At 37.4% G+C, this 16461-nt stretch carries 18 protein-coding genes; 12 read left to right on the plus strand and 6 right to left on the minus strand.

What is annotated here, in order from left to right:
* The first annotated feature begins 21 nt into the window (after window positions 1-21).
* Together L1999_RS03525 and pdxA are read left to right on the plus strand one after the other, a co-directional pair.
* Window positions 22-1320 (plus strand): four-carbon acid sugar kinase family protein, encoded by a 1299-nt coding sequence (locus L1999_RS03525; protein WP_235742261.1) that lies wholly within the window; start codon window positions 22-24, stop codon window positions 1318-1320.
* 1 nt (window position 1321) lies between these two features.
* Complete coding sequence (pdxA, locus tag L1999_RS03530; RefSeq protein ID WP_235742263.1) at window positions 1322-2329, plus strand: 4-hydroxythreonine-4-phosphate dehydrogenase PdxA; 1008 nt, start codon at window positions 1322-1324, stop codon at window positions 2327-2329.
* Window positions 2330-2405: 76 nt separating this feature from the next.
* Here the strand turns inward: pdxA and L1999_RS03535 are convergent, their stop codons facing one another.
* Complete coding sequence (locus L1999_RS03535) at window positions 2406-3626, minus strand: MFS transporter (protein ID WP_235742264.1); 1221 nt, start codon at window positions 3624-3626, stop codon at window positions 2406-2408.
* Window positions 3627-3710: 84 nt separating this feature from the next.
* Window positions 3711-4289, minus strand: a complete 579-nt coding sequence (locus L1999_RS03540; RefSeq protein WP_235742265.1) for a DUF2087 domain-containing protein — start codon at window positions 4287-4289, stop codon at window positions 3711-3713.
* Between the two features lie 218 nt (window positions 4290-4507).
* Here L1999_RS03540 and L1999_RS03545 point away from each other — a divergent pair, with 218 nt between their 5' ends.
* The 10 genes from L1999_RS03545 (at window position 4508) to L1999_RS03585 (ending at window position 12130) form a co-directional block, all read left to right on the plus strand.
* Complete coding sequence (locus L1999_RS03545) at window positions 4508-5167, plus strand: DUF429 domain-containing protein (protein WP_235742266.1); 660 nt, start codon at window positions 4508-4510, stop codon at window positions 5165-5167.
* A gap of 339 nt (window positions 5168-5506) precedes the next feature.
* Entirely contained in the window at window positions 5507-5902 is a 396-nt protein-coding gene (spxA, locus tag L1999_RS03550) for a transcriptional regulator SpxA (protein WP_235742267.1), read from the plus strand.
* 28 nt (window positions 5903-5930) lie between these two features.
* Complete coding sequence (locus tag L1999_RS03555) at window positions 5931-6065, plus strand: BA3454 family stress response protein (RefSeq protein ID WP_235742269.1); 135 nt, start codon at window positions 5931-5933, stop codon at window positions 6063-6065.
* A gap of 131 nt (window positions 6066-6196) precedes the next feature.
* Window positions 6197-6610 (plus strand): RrF2 family transcriptional regulator, encoded by a 414-nt coding sequence (locus L1999_RS03560; protein WP_235742270.1) that lies wholly within the window; start codon window positions 6197-6199, stop codon window positions 6608-6610.
* Between the two features lie 110 nt (window positions 6611-6720).
* Complete coding sequence (locus tag L1999_RS03565) at window positions 6721-7029, plus strand: IDEAL domain-containing protein (protein ID WP_235742272.1); 309 nt, start codon at window positions 6721-6723, stop codon at window positions 7027-7029.
* A gap of 510 nt (window positions 7030-7539) precedes the next feature.
* Complete coding sequence (gene galE / locus L1999_RS03570; RefSeq protein ID WP_235742274.1) at window positions 7540-8529, plus strand: UDP-glucose 4-epimerase GalE; 990 nt, start codon at window positions 7540-7542, stop codon at window positions 8527-8529.
* A 244-nt stretch (window positions 8530-8773) separates the two neighbouring features.
* On the plus strand, window positions 8774-8905 hold the full coding sequence (locus tag L1999_RS29525; RefSeq protein WP_275677363.1) for a hypothetical protein: 132 nt from the start codon (window positions 8774-8776) through the stop codon (window positions 8903-8905).
* 151 nt (window positions 8906-9056) lie between these two features.
* Entirely contained in the window at window positions 9057-9248 is a 192-nt protein-coding gene (locus L1999_RS03575) for a hypothetical protein (protein ID WP_235742275.1), read from the plus strand.
* A gap of 245 nt (window positions 9249-9493) precedes the next feature.
* A complete protein-coding gene (locus tag L1999_RS03580; RefSeq protein ID WP_235742276.1) occupies window positions 9494-10522 on the plus strand; it encodes a LacI family DNA-binding transcriptional regulator in 1029 nt (342 codons plus the stop codon).
* Window positions 10523-10888: 366 nt separating this feature from the next.
* Window positions 10889-12130, plus strand: coding sequence for an MFS transporter (locus L1999_RS03585; protein ID WP_235742277.1), 1242 nt, complete (start codon window positions 10889-10891; stop codon window positions 12128-12130).
* 97 nt (window positions 12131-12227) lie between these two features.
* On the opposite strand, the gene L1999_RS03590 is transcribed toward L1999_RS03585, so the two are convergent.
* The 4 genes from L1999_RS03590 to L1999_RS03605 form a co-directional block, all read right to left on the minus strand.
* Entirely contained in the window at window positions 12228-13430 is a 1203-nt protein-coding gene (locus tag L1999_RS03590) for a CynX/NimT family MFS transporter (protein WP_235742278.1), read from the minus strand.
* A gap of 76 nt (window positions 13431-13506) precedes the next feature.
* On the minus strand, window positions 13507-14079 hold the full coding sequence (locus L1999_RS03595) for a 5' nucleotidase, NT5C type (protein WP_235742279.1): 573 nt from the start codon (window positions 14077-14079) through the stop codon (window positions 13507-13509).
* A 487-nt stretch (window positions 14080-14566) separates the two neighbouring features.
* Window positions 14567-15652 carry a bifunctional diaminohydroxyphosphoribosylaminopyrimidine deaminase/5-amino-6-(5-phosphoribosylamino)uracil reductase RibD gene (gene ribD, locus L1999_RS03600; protein ID WP_235742281.1) on the minus strand — a complete coding sequence of 362 codons (1086 nt, stop codon included), beginning with the start codon at window positions 15650-15652 and terminating at the stop codon, window positions 14567-14569.
* Between the two features lie 68 nt (window positions 15653-15720).
* The gene (locus L1999_RS03605; RefSeq protein WP_235742282.1) at window positions 15721-16452 is read right to left on the minus strand and encodes a GTP cyclohydrolase II; all 732 of its coding nucleotides are present in this window, start codon (window positions 16450-16452) and stop codon (window positions 15721-15723) included.
* Window positions 16453-16461: the final 9 nt, after the last annotated feature.

Here is a 16461-nt window from a genome sequence, read left to right on the forward strand (position 1 = left end):
TTAGTAATAAAGGAGTCGTAAATGATGCAACGTTTTTACATTATTGCGGATGATCTAACAGGGGCAAATGATGCAGGGGTGCAGTTATCGAAAATAGGGATATCCTCTACTGTGTTCTTTGATTATAAAGACTCCTCTTTACAATCAATAGAGGATGTCGCAATTATTGATACTGATAGTCGCGCGCTAAGTGAAGAAGCTGCATATGAAACGATTCAGAATGCCAGTTCTATCTTTCGGAAACAAGGGTATGAACAAGTATATAAAAAAATGGACTCAACATTACGAGGAAATGTAGCCGCCGAATTGGCGGCTCTTGTTTCCGTTTATCAGCCTGAAATAATTGTTGTTGCTCCAGCCTTTCCGAAAATGAATCGTCAAACAATTAATGGCTATCAATATGTGAACGGTGAACGTGTCTCGGAAACAGAATTTGGCAGGGATCCGAAAACGCCGGTAAAGGAAAGCTTTATTCCGGATCTATTAAAAAAATATGTAGACGATCGGATTTGTTTAATCGATCAATCTTTATTAAACTCCTCAAACGAGAATTTAACCAATAAAATTGTAGAGAATACAGGGCATGGCACCACTTGGTTTATATGTGACGCAGCAACAGATGATGACTTAAAGATGATTGCAGAGACATTTGGACAGTTTAATAAAAAAACCGTTTGGGCTGGATCAGCAGGATTGATTGAATATTTGCCGAATGCCTTACAACTAAAAAAAGCGGAAATAAATCAGCAAGAGGCACTAGGAATCGAACAAACATTAACCGTATCAGCTAGTCTATCATTGGTTACAAAACAGCAGCTTGAGATGGTAAAGATGATGCCCGATACTCATTTTGTAGAAATAGATCCTGTTAATTTAATTAAAAAAACCTATAGATTATCCGAAATTATCGATGAGTTTACAAAGGAATCCTACAAGAAACATTTTGTGCTTTTTGTGGATTCGTCGGTTGAAAATAGAGAAGCAACCAAACAGCTTGGAACTGAACTTTCTCTAGGTAATACACAAATTAGTGAAGCCATTTCCATGGAACTTGGCGTGATTGCTAAAGCCATTGTTCATTCAATGCCCACTATTAATGGATTAATTCTAACCGGCGGGGACACTGCAAAAGCTGTCTGTAACCAACTAAATATGAATCAAATGCAATTGTATACAGAAATAGAAGCGGGATTGCCTTTAGGGAAATTAGGTAATGCAACAAACGCTCAAAGGTACTGGACGGTTACGAAGGCCGGCGGTTTTGGAAATGAACATTCATTACTAAATGCTTTGAAATTTATGACAAGAGAGGATGTTTGAAATGGTTGAAATTAAACCAATTATTGGAATTACTATGGGGGACGGCGCAGGAGTAGGCCCTGAAATTATTTTGAAAAGCCTTCAAAATCAAGAAATATATGATATTTGTAATCCAATTGTCATTGGTGATACCAAGATTCTGAATCGCGCAAAAGGATTTGTTAATAGTGATTTAACGGTTGAAACCATCACTGATACTCAAATTGATGGTCTTACGTTTGAACGCGGAATCGTCTATTGTTTAGACCTTAATTTACTTAGCGAAGACTTACCTGTTGGACAAGTGTCCGCCGAGGCAGGACATGCTGCATTTGAATACTTAGCAAAAGCGATTGATTTAGCTAATAACCAAAAGATTGATGCCATTTGTACAGCTCCTTTAAATAAAGAAGCTTTGCACAAAGGGGGACATCGATATCCTGGACACACAGAAATTCTCGCTGATTTAACCAATACAAGTGAGTTTTCGATGATGCTTTCTGCGCCGAACTTAAAGGTTATTCATGTGACAACACATGTTGGTATTATTGATGCTGTTAAAATGATTAATCCAGAACGTGTCTACCGTGTGATCAAGTTAGCTCATGAAACACTTACTAAATCCGGAACTGAAAACCCAAGAATTGCTGTTTGTGGAATCAACCCGCATGCAGGTGAAAATGGCTTATTTGGTTACGGTGAGGAAGAAGAGAAGGTCATTCCTGGCGTCAATAAGGCGAAAGAAGAAGGAATTAACGTTGTGGGTCCTTTACCAGCAGATACATTATTTTTCCGAACTGTTCGCGGCGATTTTGACATCGTTGTCGCTATGTATCATGATCAAGGACACGGACCAGTTAAAGTATTAGGCTTAGATGCCGGCGTTAACATTACAGTTGGCTTACCAATTATTCGAACAAGTGTTGACCACGGAACAGCATTTGACATTGCCGGTAAGGGAATTGTCGAAGAAAAGAGCTTAATGGAGGCAATCCGCCAAGGTGTGGAACTTGCTCCGAAGAGACAATAGAATTCTCAGGAAGGATGCTGATTTAATAAGTTTGATTTCTTATTAAATCAGCATCCTTTTTATATGGCATCTCGGTTCAAATCAAATCGTTATGAGACAGGCTACTTTTTCGATAGGCTTTTAATGAGATCGCAGCTAGTAAAATAATCGAAATCAGTATATAGGCAATCCCACCTATCAATCCTAAAGATCGAGGTGAAAGATAATTTAGAGCAACCCCAGCTAAAAACATCGACAGCCCCAATATCGTATTTCCAATCGTTGCTAACAGCCCAAACATCATTCCCTGATTCTCTTCAGGAATTTCCTTCATCAGTACGGTATCAAAGCAGGCATTCCCTATTCCCGACACAAAGGCAACAAGGCAAAATAGAAGAATCGCAAAGACAACTAAATGGGTTCTACTTAATAAAAATAGGAATGTTCCCTCGAGCATTAAACAGACTAAACCCGTGACTAAGAAGTTTTTCCTAAGTCGATTGGCTATCGAATAGCTTAACGTTAACCCAATCCCTAAAGACCCATAAAAAAGACCGACACCGATATCTCCTAAATGATAAACATTAACAGCATAGACACTAATCAGGACATTATCAATTCCATTCATAAATGCAATCAAAATTTCGCAGATGAATAGGATTAGAACGGCAGCCGACATCAAAACAATCCTTTTGAATACAGCGAATAACGATTTCTTTTTTGATTCATTGTTTTCTGTAATTCGTTCATTTTCAGGGAACTTTATTGTAGAGATAATAGCTGCAGCACCTAAGAATGATGCTGCGTTGAGCCAAAAGGTTACATGGGGTCCAAAGATAAACGCCACGATTCCTCCCGAAAAGGCACCACCGATTAAGACGATCCCAATCAGTACTTGTTCCAAGCCATTCACTTTCAAAAGATGCTCCATGTTGACAATCCGAGGGATGGACGATTTTCTTGTGGGGCTATAGATGGCTTCACCAGCAGCTAGAAGGAAGGAGCTAATATAAACAATCCAAAGTTCCTCTTTACTGTGAACCCATAAAAAGGAAAGAGCAAATACAATTCGTATTAAATCAGTTGTTACTAATATGGCTTTCCTAGAGAACCGATCTGCCAGCCATCCCCCTATAGGAGCAAAAAAGGCAAAGGGAATTAATCGTATCGCTAAAGTCATTCCCACGGCTAAACCTGAACCCGTTATCTGTAAAACAAGTGCTAATACGGCAACTGAGCTAAAGCGATCTCCCATTCCATTCACAACTCCCGCTAGGAATAACCTCTGGTACTGTTTTTCTTTTCGTAAAATGATCATCACGGGCACCTTCTTTCATAGAAATCTAATTTTATAACCATCTAATTAGCTGAGCGAAAAAACCGAGCGCCGGAAGACGCTCGTTTAGCTCAACCACCATAACTCAACAGGGTTTAATTCATATTGATTATTTTCACGGTACATATACTGACACATAATAAGCTCACGCCGTAATGTCGCATAATCCTCATGAAATTGCTTTAAATATTCATTGATTTCTTTTTCAGGATACACTTTTCCAAATTCTAATCCTTTGACCATGTGCTCGAGTACCACCAGCTTTTTCTTTCGTTGGGCTGGGTAATTTTTTAGTTTTCCATCTTTGGTGAAGAAGTTATTAATAATAGCTGCCCGTTCCTCAGCGGTAACCGACATTTCCATACTTGCTTTTCCCCCTGTGCCAGCTGTTAGAATCGCCTTCGCACTGCTTTCTAATATTTTCGTATTAAGTGAAAAATAGATAGTGTTCTTATCACGCTTTTCCTTGATTAGTCCAACTTCTCTAAGCTTTGCCATATGGTGGGTAATCGTTGGCGGTTTAAGTCCAAGCTTTCCAGCAATCGCTTGGCCATGCAGTGGACCCTGTTGGAGCAGAGCAATAATACGAATTCGGGTAAGATCGCCTAAAGCTTTATGAAATTCCACAATTTTGTTTAATTGCATTCTTTATACACCTGCTTTAATAAATATCTAATTAGATAATAGTCGAATTACATATTTAAATCAATGGTTAATTATCTTAGTTGGATAAAATTGCATTACTTAATTAAAATGTAATTGGATCTCTTGGAAAGTAAAGAAACATTTCACTCAAAAAGGTTTAAGCAATACCATAGAAATTAATTCGAAATAGATCTTATTAAAGAAAGTGATGATTGAAGATGAGAGTAATAGGCATTGATTTATCAGGGCCGAGTAACCATAAGGATACTGTTCTGACTGTATTTGAAAAACAAGGCAGCCAATTAAAATTTGTGAAATGGATCAGTAACGTTGGTGACCAGGTGATCTTAAATGAAATTTTAGCTCAGAGTCAATCAGGTGAAGTTGTGGTGGGTATAGATGCCCCGTTATCCTACGAGGATGGGGGCGGGGACAGGCAAGGTGACCGTGAGCTTAGAAAGTTTATTGTCGGATTAGGAATGAAGCCAGGATCAATTATGCCGCCTACTCTAAATAGAATGGTGTATTTAACGCTAAGAGGAATAAAACTGTCAAGAGAAATCGAGAATCTTAACACTCCTTACCCTGTCTCCATTGTCGAAGTACATCCTGGGGCTGTAATGGGTTCAAGGCTGTCCAAAAATGAATTTGAGTTTGTGCTGAACTATAAACAAGTTCTGTCATCACGAATGTTTATTTGGGAATGGCTTAATCAGCAAGAACTAATAGGACTCCCTGTATTGGTCGAGGAACCAAGTCATTGGATTGATGCATGTGCTGCCGCATTAGGTGCTTGGCATTGGAAAGATCCCGCGTTAAAACCGAGCTGGTTATATAAAGCTTTGCCGCCGCTGCATCCCTACGATTATTGTTGCTAGTTTATAGAGGTTTGTAGCAGGCTGTTGTTTTGGCTGTTAAAGGAAGTAGCTGCTTGGAAAAGCTTCCAGTATCCAAAATCGCTATGAAATATTTCTTTCAAGCCAACACCTTCCATTTGACATTTTCAACTGTAAATATTAAAATTACAGTATAGAATCTGATAAATGAGTTAGAAGGTTAAATTTTTTTAATTGAACTGTAATTATTTTTATTACATTTTAAGGGTATGTAAAGTTAGATTGTGTAAAATTAAGCCATGTTTCATCCAACTCACATTGGGGTATCTAACTAACTGATATCTCACGTATACCAAATAATATGTAAGGAGTGTTTAACGAATGGTGACTCTTTATTCGACTCCAAGCTGTGGTTCTTGCCGAAAAGCAAAAGCGTGGCTCGAGGAACATCATATAGACTATATCGAAAGAAATATATTATCTAATCCCCTTACTGTCGATGAGATAAAATCGATTCTTCGCTTGACTGAAGAGGGAACGAGTGAAATTATTTCAACTAATTCGAAGACATTTCAGGAACTAAATATAAATATTGAATCTCTACCGCTTAATGACTTTTACAAATTAATCATGGAGCACCCGAAAATGTTGCGGCGTCCAATTATTCTGGACGAAAAAAGATTGCAGGTTGGATATAACGACGAAGAAATCCGAAGCTTTCTACCCCGTAAGCTTCGTACATTTTTGAATACCGAACTACAAAGAATAGCCAATTAGAGATTAAATAATAAAGGAGAAATGAGAAATGATTGAAGTATTCGTAACAGTTAATTATAAAGAAAGAAATTATCATACAAACGTCCTTGTGAAAAAGGAAATGGCCTGGGATAAAATTAAAAGGATTGCAGAAGAACAAGTTAAAAAGCAATGGAATGTTTAAATTTACCCTAGCTTAAAGGAGATATCTAGCTTTAATTAGCTAGATATTTGACAAGCTAATCTGGAACGGTTTAGTATTAATGATGCTAAAAATAATTGTACTATAGTTTTTATTTCTTAGGAGGGCAGGCCATGAATAGTGATTTTACACTAGCGATTCATAGTTTAACTTTTCTTGCGCTGCAGCCCGACCGGATGTCGACAAGTGATGCTATTTCAGCGAGTGCCTGTGTACACCCTGTGCGGATTCGTAAAGTGCTAAGTTTGTTAAAGAAAAATGGAATTATAAAATCAAAAGAAGGACCTGGCGGCGGATTTTTGTTTGCTCTGGAGCTAAATGAAGTTAATCTTTGGGATATTTATAAGATCACCTCTGAAGGAGCGCTGCAGCCGAAGTGTCCTGATTCAAATGAGCGATGTATTGTTGGTGCGAATATGCAAAGAGTTTTATTTTCTATATTCTTAGGTGCTGAAGAACATTTGGGTGAATATTTAAAGAACTATACATTGAAAGAAATTATCGATCTTGTCAATCACGAACAATAAGTGGATGAGACTGTTAGATGATCGCAGATTTCTTTTTACTTTAATTGTAATAAAAAAAGTTACAGATTAAATTATTATGTACAATAAACTAAACTAAGTAGGTGAAAAGAATGTTGTTACAAACAGGTGATTGGATTAAGGGAACATTACGCGATGGGGAACTAATCATGGGTTATATTGAATCACTTGATACTTCAGGAATCGTCAGGGTAAATGTTGTTACAAGTGACAATCATGAGGTCATTGGAAAAAAAGTTACGATGCTGGGTGAACGAGTGAAGAGGCTGCCTGTCTCTAATGTGTCAAACAAGGCACAAATTCAATTCCTAATCGACTTGGCTTTATCCACCGGGGATGAAGAATGGTTTATTGAGCTTACTTCGAAATTAAACGCAATGAAACAACTGCTGAATCAATGATAAAAAGAAATCTTCATATATAATGGAAAAAATCCGTAGGTCAACCAAATTGCTGGTTGACCTTTTTGTTTAGTCCTTTAATATTAAGTAAAAATTTAGTTAAATGAACCAGAATTAATTCATGGTAATTTTATTATATTCTGTCTTTGGAAATGCTAGTAAACGAGTGAATTAAGTTAGTATTATATTATAACTCCTATTAACTTGTTAAATAAGGTTATAAGTAGAGTGCTTATAGAAAATATTTACTTTTTATGGAATTTTTTAAAAAATATATTTTACTAAATATTGAATATTTTTAACTAAAATTATAAAATATAACTAAGTTTATTTTATGAAAGTAAAATGCTAAATAGAGGCTTGTAAACACCATGAATAGTAACATATTAACCCGAACAGTTTGAAGAAACTACGAGGTCACTGTCTATGTTGCAAGTATTGGAAAGGTGCACAAGAAATTAAATCGAGTACGTGCTATTAATATCATTAAATGAAATGGGGATTGTGAAAATGAGTGTATTAGTTCTTGGTGGAGCCGGTTATATTGGATCACATGCTGTTTATCAATTAATTGACCAAAATGTTGACGTTGTTGTTATTGATAACTTATTGACAGGTCATGAAGAAGCCATTCACCCAAAAGCGAAATTTTATAAAGGTGACATCCGTGATAAGGAGTTTTTGCAAAGCGTTTTCGAGAATGAAAAAATTGAAGGTGTCCTCCATTTTGCTGCAAGCTCGCTTGTTGGCGAATCAATGACCAACCCTATTAAATATTTTGATAACAATGTATACGGAACACAAGTTCTTTTGGAAGTTATGAAAGATTATGGAGTGAAAACAATCGTTTTTTCATCTAGTGCTGCAACGTATGGGGAACAAAAAAGTATGCCCATCACAGAAGAAACTCCCACAGTACCAACCAATGCTTATGGAGAAACAAAGTTAACAATGGAAAAGTTGATGAAGTGGTGTGACACTGCTTATGGAATTAAATATGTATCATTGCGTTACTTCAATGTGGCGGGAGCAAGAGAAACAGGAGAAATCGGTGAGGACCACGATCCTGAAACCCACCTCATTCCTGTTATTCTTCAAGTTGCTTTAGGAAAAAGAGAGTATATTTCTATTTTTGGCGATGATTACGATACGGAGGATGGAACCTGCATTCGTGATTATATTCATGTAGAGGATTTAATTGCAGCCCATTTATTAGCACTACGTTATTTACAAAATGGCGGGGACAGCGATATCTTTAACCTTGGAAGCAGTAAAGGTTTTTCTGTTAAAGAGATCGTGGAATCTGTGAGAGCTGTAACAGGTCATTCAATCCCCGCGAAAATCGAAGGCAGAAGAGCTGGTGACCCAAGTACATTAATCGCGTCCTCTGAAAAGGCGAAACAAAGCCTCGGTTGGAATCCTAAAAGAACTTCAATTGATAAGATTATTAAGGATGCATGGAATTGGCATCAGACAAAAATAAACGGATATGCAAAGTAGGGAGAGAAAACCATGAACGTATATAATTCATTAGACCTGCTGCTTCAATATGACGTGATAGTTAATTAAACTTCATTCTTTTTGCTGCTTTTTAGATGTGCCAATTTGGTAAATAACGGGTTTAAAGCGTGAATTCAAAGAGTTTACTCAAAAAGGTGAAATAAGAATAGCAATCCGAATGGAACAAGTAGATCCTTTTCTTCCTTATACATTAATACTAACCAATTAAAAGGGAGGCATTTTTATGAATGAGCAAGAAAAAGAGTTGCAGTATAAAACTTCTATTATTCTAGGAAAAGATACCAGCCACATGAAGTTAAATGAAATTATTGCAAGATTGGTTAATGTGATTGAAACAACCAAAAAACAAAAATAACAAAGTAGAATTTATTATAAGGAGCCTGAATGTGTTAGAACAAATAATTGTTATGGGTTTACATTCTAATAAAGCTGCTGAATTTGTGGAAAGAGCATCCTCCTTTGAATGCAAGGTATTTATCTTGAAAAAAAAGTCTAGGTGACCGGCGATGATAACAAAGGAAGAGACTCTTGATAATCTAAAAAAAGAATTGCTTCGAATTGGTACAACAAACCAAAGCGATTATGATTTGTTTAAAAGGAAGGGTCAAGTTTATAGTACTACCATTTGCCGCAGATTAAAACTTAGTTGGCCTAGGATTGTGGAACAAACCGGTCTGAAGGACTTGAAGAAAACTTAAATACTTAGCACTAAAATTTCTTAGGGCTTTGATTCAAATAACGTAAGCTTCTCAAACTAAAAATCACCTCGAAGTGATTGGATAGAGAAGCTTTTTTTTATGTTTATCTCCTATACACCCTCTATCTATAATTCAACATCTAATACAATAAGAAAATATTGTTCGAAAGCGATCTCTCTGTTATCATTAATGTAAATTAAGTAAAATTGAGTAAAGACTGAAAATTAATGGAGTAGATGATTAAAATGGTAACAATAAAGGATATTGCAAAAGAGGCCAGTGTTTCTATTGCCACGGTTTCAAGGGTTTTAAATGATGATCCACTTCTTTCTGTTTCAGATGAAACACGAAATAAAGTGTTGGAAGTAGTAAATAAATTAAATTATAAACCGTTAAGAAGAAAAAAGGAAAAAGTAATAAAGAATAAAGAGGCCTATAATATCGGCTTGGTTTTAACAAATGATGAATCCATTGATCCTTATTTCATGTCTATTAGGCAAGGTATTGAAAGTTTTTGTGATCAATATTCATTAAACATTAGCTCTGTTTTTAATGTAGGTAAGAGTGGTTTTTCCGCTGCGGCTATGGCTGGGCTTGAGGGTCTCATTATTCTTGGTGATGTAAATATAAATGAACTAAAGGAAGTTTATCGTAAAAATAATAATATTGTATTTGTGGATTTTTCACCGGAAGAACAAAATTGTGATGTAATTATCTCGGATTTCAAGGCGGCGACTTGTGAGGTTATGAACTATCTGCTTAGTGAGGGACATAATCAAATTGCGTATATCGGCGGAAAGGGGTTAATAAGGAGCATTCATAATAATGGGATGATGCTTGAGAAAGAAGATATTCGGAAAAGCACCTATGAAGCTATAATGAAGGAAAATGGACTTTATCAAGAGGAACACGTTCTTTTGGGGGAATTTGGCCCACAAAGCGGTTATACATTAATGAAACAATTAATGAGAAATGAATCAATTCCAACTTCGGTTGTCATTGCAAGTGATCCAATGGCGATTGGAGCCATTAGAGCGTTACAGGAAGCAGGTATTAAGGTTCCAGAAGATATTTCTGTTATTAGTTTTGATGATATAGAAGCTTCAGCCTTTTTAAATCCACCTCTTTCTACAGTGAAAGTCCAGACTGAAGAAATGGGAAAAACAGCCGTTAAACTTCTATATGATCGACTTAAAAATGGGAGAGAAATTCCATTAAAAGTCACTTTGCCGACCGAACTTGTCTTAAGAGAAAGTACAGGTCCTAAAATCTAATATGTTTTTTATTTAGTTGAAGAGGGAGTTGGATTTCAATAGGGATTCAATCTCTCGCAAGAGGATGGTTATTTGATTAGGTTAAAAGGAAGTAAATAAAATGATGTGTAAGACATTCTGAGGACCTTTTCTGAAGGGGTCCTCTTTTTTATTTTAGTAAAACCGATCTATTTTACTATAAATTTACATGTAATTATACGAATAACACTAGAAAAAGCACTTTAATATGAAGAAATATATGAAAAATTTCAAAATGTCTTGAATGTATGCGCTGTATTTGGTAAACTATTTTTAGTAAAAGAAATGTAAATTAACTATTTAAATAAATGTAATCGTTTTATTAAAAAGGTTAAGAGGAGATTTAAAATGAAAAATTTAAGTAGAAATTATTGGCTTTTTGGTGCATTCTTTTTTCTTTATTTCTTTATTTGGGCTGCTAGCACAATGTTTTTGTCTCTGTGGTTAACAAATGTAGGGGGATTAAGTGGGACAAAAACGGGGATTGTTTTCTCAGCTATATCGATCGCTGCTATCTGTTACCAGCCGTTCTTTGGAATAATTGCGGATAGGTTAGGATTGAAAAAGAATTTACTTTGGATCTTTATCTTTTTATTAGTATTTATTGGACCATTCTTTATTTATATATTTCCTCCGTTGTTAAAAACACATATTATTCTGGCGGTAATCATTGGCGGTGCTTATCTGGGGGCTATCTTTAATGGCGGAGTAGGAGTAATTGAAGCCTATATCGAGAAAGTTAGTCATGTAAATCATTTTGAATATGGCCGGGTTAGGGTGTTTGGAAATTTTGGTGCTGCAACTAGTACTTTTGTTACTGGTCATTTATTCAATACAAATCCAAATCTAATCTATTGGATTTGTACGGTTGCAGCCATTCTTTTAGCGGTTGTGTTTAGCTTTGCGAAAATGGGTGGAGAAAATTCGAAAATTGTTACAAATGAAAATGAATTAGCAGTACCTAAAGGTTCAACATTGGAGCTTTTTAAAAACAGGAAATTTTGGTTTTTTATGCTGTATGTAGTTGGAGTAGGCTGTGTTTATGAAGTATACGATCAACAATTTCCAGTATTTTTTACACACTTCTTTGCAACGCCGGAAAAAGGTACAGAGATTTTTGGAAATCTTGTAACTCTGCAGATCTTCCTGGAAGCGATTGTCATGATATCTGCACCATTTATTATCAATAAAGTAGGGGCGAAAAGTGCTCTTATCTATGCTGGTTTTATAATGTCTTTCAGAATTCTAGGTTCTAGTTTTGCTGAGGGGCCAGTTGCCATTAGTTTATTAAAATTAATGCATGCTGCTGAGGTACCTATTTTATTAGTAGCGGTATTTAAATATATTTCAGCGAATTTTGATATGAGATTATCAGCAACCATCTATCTAATTGGGTTCCAATTTTCAAAACAAGTAGGATCAATCTTTTTATCTACCATTGCAGGAAATATGTATGATACTGTAGGATTTGAAAGAGCCTACCAATTATTAGGTGCCGTAGCGTTGGTATTTACAATTGTCTCAATATTTACACTTTCTTCAAAGAATAAAGGTAAAATCCAAACTGTAAATGTCCAAAAAGCATCTTAGACCATAATGGGGAGCTTTTTATAAACGTAATTAAAGGGCATTTTTAAGAAACACAGAAAACCTTGCCGTTTTGGCAAGGTTTTTTATAGTCTTAATTTTATACAAACCGATTTCGACCTGACAACATACCAAAAACTGTAAGAACGACAGAGACGGTCGTTAGAGCAATAAGTGGAATGGTCCACACATGGGTCATATCAAACAAATAGCCGATAAGCAGAGGGCCTACTGCGGCTAGGATATAACCGGTTGATTGTGTCATTCCCGATAACTCTACAGCACGACTGGCGTTCCGAGAGCGAAGTCCAATATAACTTAGCGCCAATGGGAAATTCCCGCCTAGTGCAACCCCAATAAAGATAATACTAATAATTAAAATAGGATAGGATGATCCTAATAGTAACCCAGCATAACCAATAATAGACAACAACCCCAATAGTAATGCAATCCATACCTGGGAACGATAACGTCCTGCGATGACAGGGATAAAGAAACTAGCTGGCAGTCCGACTAGTTGGGTAATCGATAGCATCCAGCCAGCGGTTCCCATACTTAGTCCATGACTTTGGAGAATTTCAGGTAACCAAGAGATCGTTACATAAAATAAAAACGATTGAAAACCCATAAAGATGGCAATTTGCCAGGCAAGAGGCGATTGCCACATTTCCTTTGAACTTGATGGAGCTTTTTTGATTTCTTTATGATTCCCTTGATTAAATCTAACCAGATAGGTCCATAACAAAATCGCTATGACCGCTGGTATTCCCCATACAATCAGGGCTCCCTGCCAGCCAAGATTCAAATCTTTTGCGAGCGGAACACTTAATCCTGATGCTAATGATGCAATCAATCCCATTGAAGTAGAATACACACTTGTCATGAGACCGAATTTCTCTGGGAACTTATCCTTTACCACGGCAGGCAAAAGGACATTTCCTACTGCAATTCCTACCCCGATAAAAAGAGTGCCTGTGAAAAGAAAAAACGTCATGGGGATGGACCGAATCACGATACCGATCACAAGGGAGATTAAGCCAAGTAATAACGTCATTTCATTAGAAAAGCGGTTAGCCAGCCTTGGAACAATCGGTGACATGGCAGCAAAAACAAGTAATGGAAAACTCATTAATAAGCCAGCACTCCAATGGGCAAGGCCAACATCCTCTTGAATCATCCCTACTAAAGGGCCTACCGAGGTAATCGCCGGCCGCAGATTAAAGGCTACTAAAACAATCCCAGTAACCAATAAAAATATATATGTCGATTTCACGCGTGCAGTTGATTCATGTGGTAACTCCACTAATAAAACCCCTCTCTAAAAACAAACCTAAATTAGTATATCATAATTCATTTGAGATGGAGGCAGATGTTCGTTTTTAGTCTGCTAAATTCTTCATAAAATCCTGATACTCCGGCCAGTTTACAATCCGAGGCATTGCTACGTGCCGGTTATAGGATTGGTCTTTTAGATAAACTTTTACAGCTTCTTCTGAAAGAGTCTGTAAAATCGCTGGCTTATCATCGAAGTAAAAATCTAAGTGTAATTGCTTAATAATATTCACTTTTTCGTGATCCTTCATTCCCCAGAAAAACCGTTCATCATGGACAGGAAAACCTTGTTCCAATAACCATTTTTTCGTGCGTTCGCCATGCTCTTGGTAACGTGCCGTAATATAATAAATTTCATGACCCTGCTTTTCTAGCTCTTGCAGCAGTTCGACCGCTCCTGGAAAAGCAGGACAATCGGTGTAGTAAATTTCCTCTACCGTACTTTTCCACATCTTTGAGCCTTCTTCGGCTGTCATTCCGAATGGTTCATGAATCTCTACTTTTTTTAATGCCTTAAAAATTTCTAGTCCTATTTCTTGGCCTAATTTTTTATTATAAATATGGAAGGCATGCTCTCTTAAATTAATCAGCGTATCATCAATATCAAAACCAAATCTCATGTAAACTCCTCTTTCATATTGCTATTTTTTATCTTTTAGAAAAATTCCTTGTCCTATTTTAATTGTTGAAGAGCTCTTTGATTACCCGATGGGGTGGCGAATCCTCTGTTCGGGTAAATGAAACGTCTTTTCATTGCCTGGTGAGGAGGCGATTCCTCTGTTTGGGTAAATGAAATGTCTATTCATTGCCCGATGGGGTGGCGATTACCTCTGTTACGGTAAATGAAGAGCTTTTTCATTGCCCGATGAGGTGGCGATTAGCCCTGTTACGGTAAATGAAGAGCACTTTCATTGCCTGGTGAGGTGGTGATTAGCCCTGTTACGGTAAATGAAGAGCTCTTTCATTGCCCAGTGAGACGGATTTCTCCCTATTACAGTAAATGAAGAACACCTTCATAGCCCAGTTAGCTACAACATCCCCCGGTTACAGTAAATGAACTGCTCTTTCATCTAAAAAAAATGGATGGTGACCAGCACCGTCCATTTTTTAATATATCGGATATCCTGTAAATTTAAAATCCCGCCCAACTGGCGTAACGGTTAAATTGGATAACTCAACAGCATTGCCCATCTCAGCAATTCCTGCTCCTTCTAAAAAGGTAGGAGCAGACTGCCCGCCTACAAGCTTTGGAGCCATGTATAGGACCACTTTATCAATTAATTGTTTCTCAAAAAGAGCCGCATTGATCGTACCACCTGCTTCAATTAAGACAGAAGATACAAGCTTTTCCCCAAGCGTATTCATCACATCTGCCGGATCCACTTGACTTGAACCGCTTGTGACAAAAACGGAGATGCCGCGTTCCTCTAACTGTTTCCGTTTTTCATTATCGTAATTCTCACTAGTAAAAACCCAAGTCTCTGCCTGCTGATCGGTTACCACCTTTGCATTCAAAGGAATTCTGAGCTTTGAGTCCAAAATCACCCGAATCGGATTCCGGCCATTTGGAATTCTTGAGGTTAGTTCCGGATTGTCTTCCACTCCTGTATTGACCCCAACAAGAATCGCCATATTTTCACTTCTTAACTGATGGACATCTTGGCGGGCATCTGGAGCAGTAATCCATTTGCTGCTGGCCGTATAGGTAGCCGTTTTACCATCGAGAGTGGTGGCTGCTTTTAAGGTGACAAATGGTTTTTTCTCAATGATGAATTTATTAAATACTTCATTCATTTGACGGGATTCTTCCTCGCATACTCCAATCACCACTTCAATCCCGGCATCTTTAAGAATTTTCACACCGTTACCCGCGACAACAGGATTTGGATCCAACGTCGCGATGACGACTTTTTTAACTCCGGCCTCGACAAGTGCAACGGCACAAGGACCTGTCCGCCCATGATGGGAACAAGGTTCTAAGGTTACATAGATGGTCGCACCTTTAGCATGATCTCCTGCCATTCGAAGGGCATGGATTTCGGCATGTGGTTCGCCGGCTTTCATGTGAGCACCGACCCCGAAGATTCGATTGTCATTGACAATCACGGCGCCAACCAGCGGATTCGGATCGGTCTGGCCTTTCATGGCTTGGGCATTCTGTAATGCCAATTGCATATAAAATTCATCATTCATAAAACCCATATCCTCCTGCCATATCAGGATGATGCTCGTATCATCCTGTTTCTCAAAGCTTATCCAAGCTACTCTAAATGACCTGATTTATTAACTTTTGTCTTTAAGTATTTCTCATTATACTCAGAAACATCGCCCCATAATGGCGTTCTGCCGGAGAGCGGGGCACCTGCATTTTTTAAGGCTTTCAGTTTTTTTGGATTGTTTGTAATTAAGGTGACTGGCTTTGAGCGCAGTGCCTTTAATACCTCAATTGCGTCATCATAGTTTCTTGTATCATCCGCAAAACCTAAACCTTCATTCGCCTCAACTGTATCATATCCATTTTCTTGAAGAATATAGGCCATCGCTTTGCTAAATAAACCGATTCCTCTGCCTTCGTGGTTAGCTAGGTAAAACAACGCGCCTGCCCCATGCTCGACGATCATTTTCATGGATTGTCGTAACTGGAAGCCGCAATCACAGCGTTTGCTGCCAAAAATATCGCCAGTATGACAGATAGAATGCATCCGAATCAAGGCATCATCACCGTATTCAAAATCTCCGTATACAAGGACACTTGATTGTTGAAATTCCGCTAATTTAGCTGAAGATAAGTGCTGAATGACTTGTTGAAAATCTTCTGTTACATGGTCCGTCTTCAACCAGCTGTACCATTTAAACTCAATGGTTTCCCCATATAAATTAACAGGCAGCTTAATTGGGCCGACCAGATAAATGGCCTCTTCACCTTTATTAATTAATTTAATTTTATCTTCTAATAATGAAAGGACATCTGCCTTTAATTGAACTTGTTCCATGATCATTTC

This window comes from Neobacillus drentensis (assembly GCF_021560175.1).
Classification (GTDB): domain Bacteria; phylum Bacillota; class Bacilli; order Bacillales; family Cytobacillaceae; genus Neobacillus; species Neobacillus drentensis_A.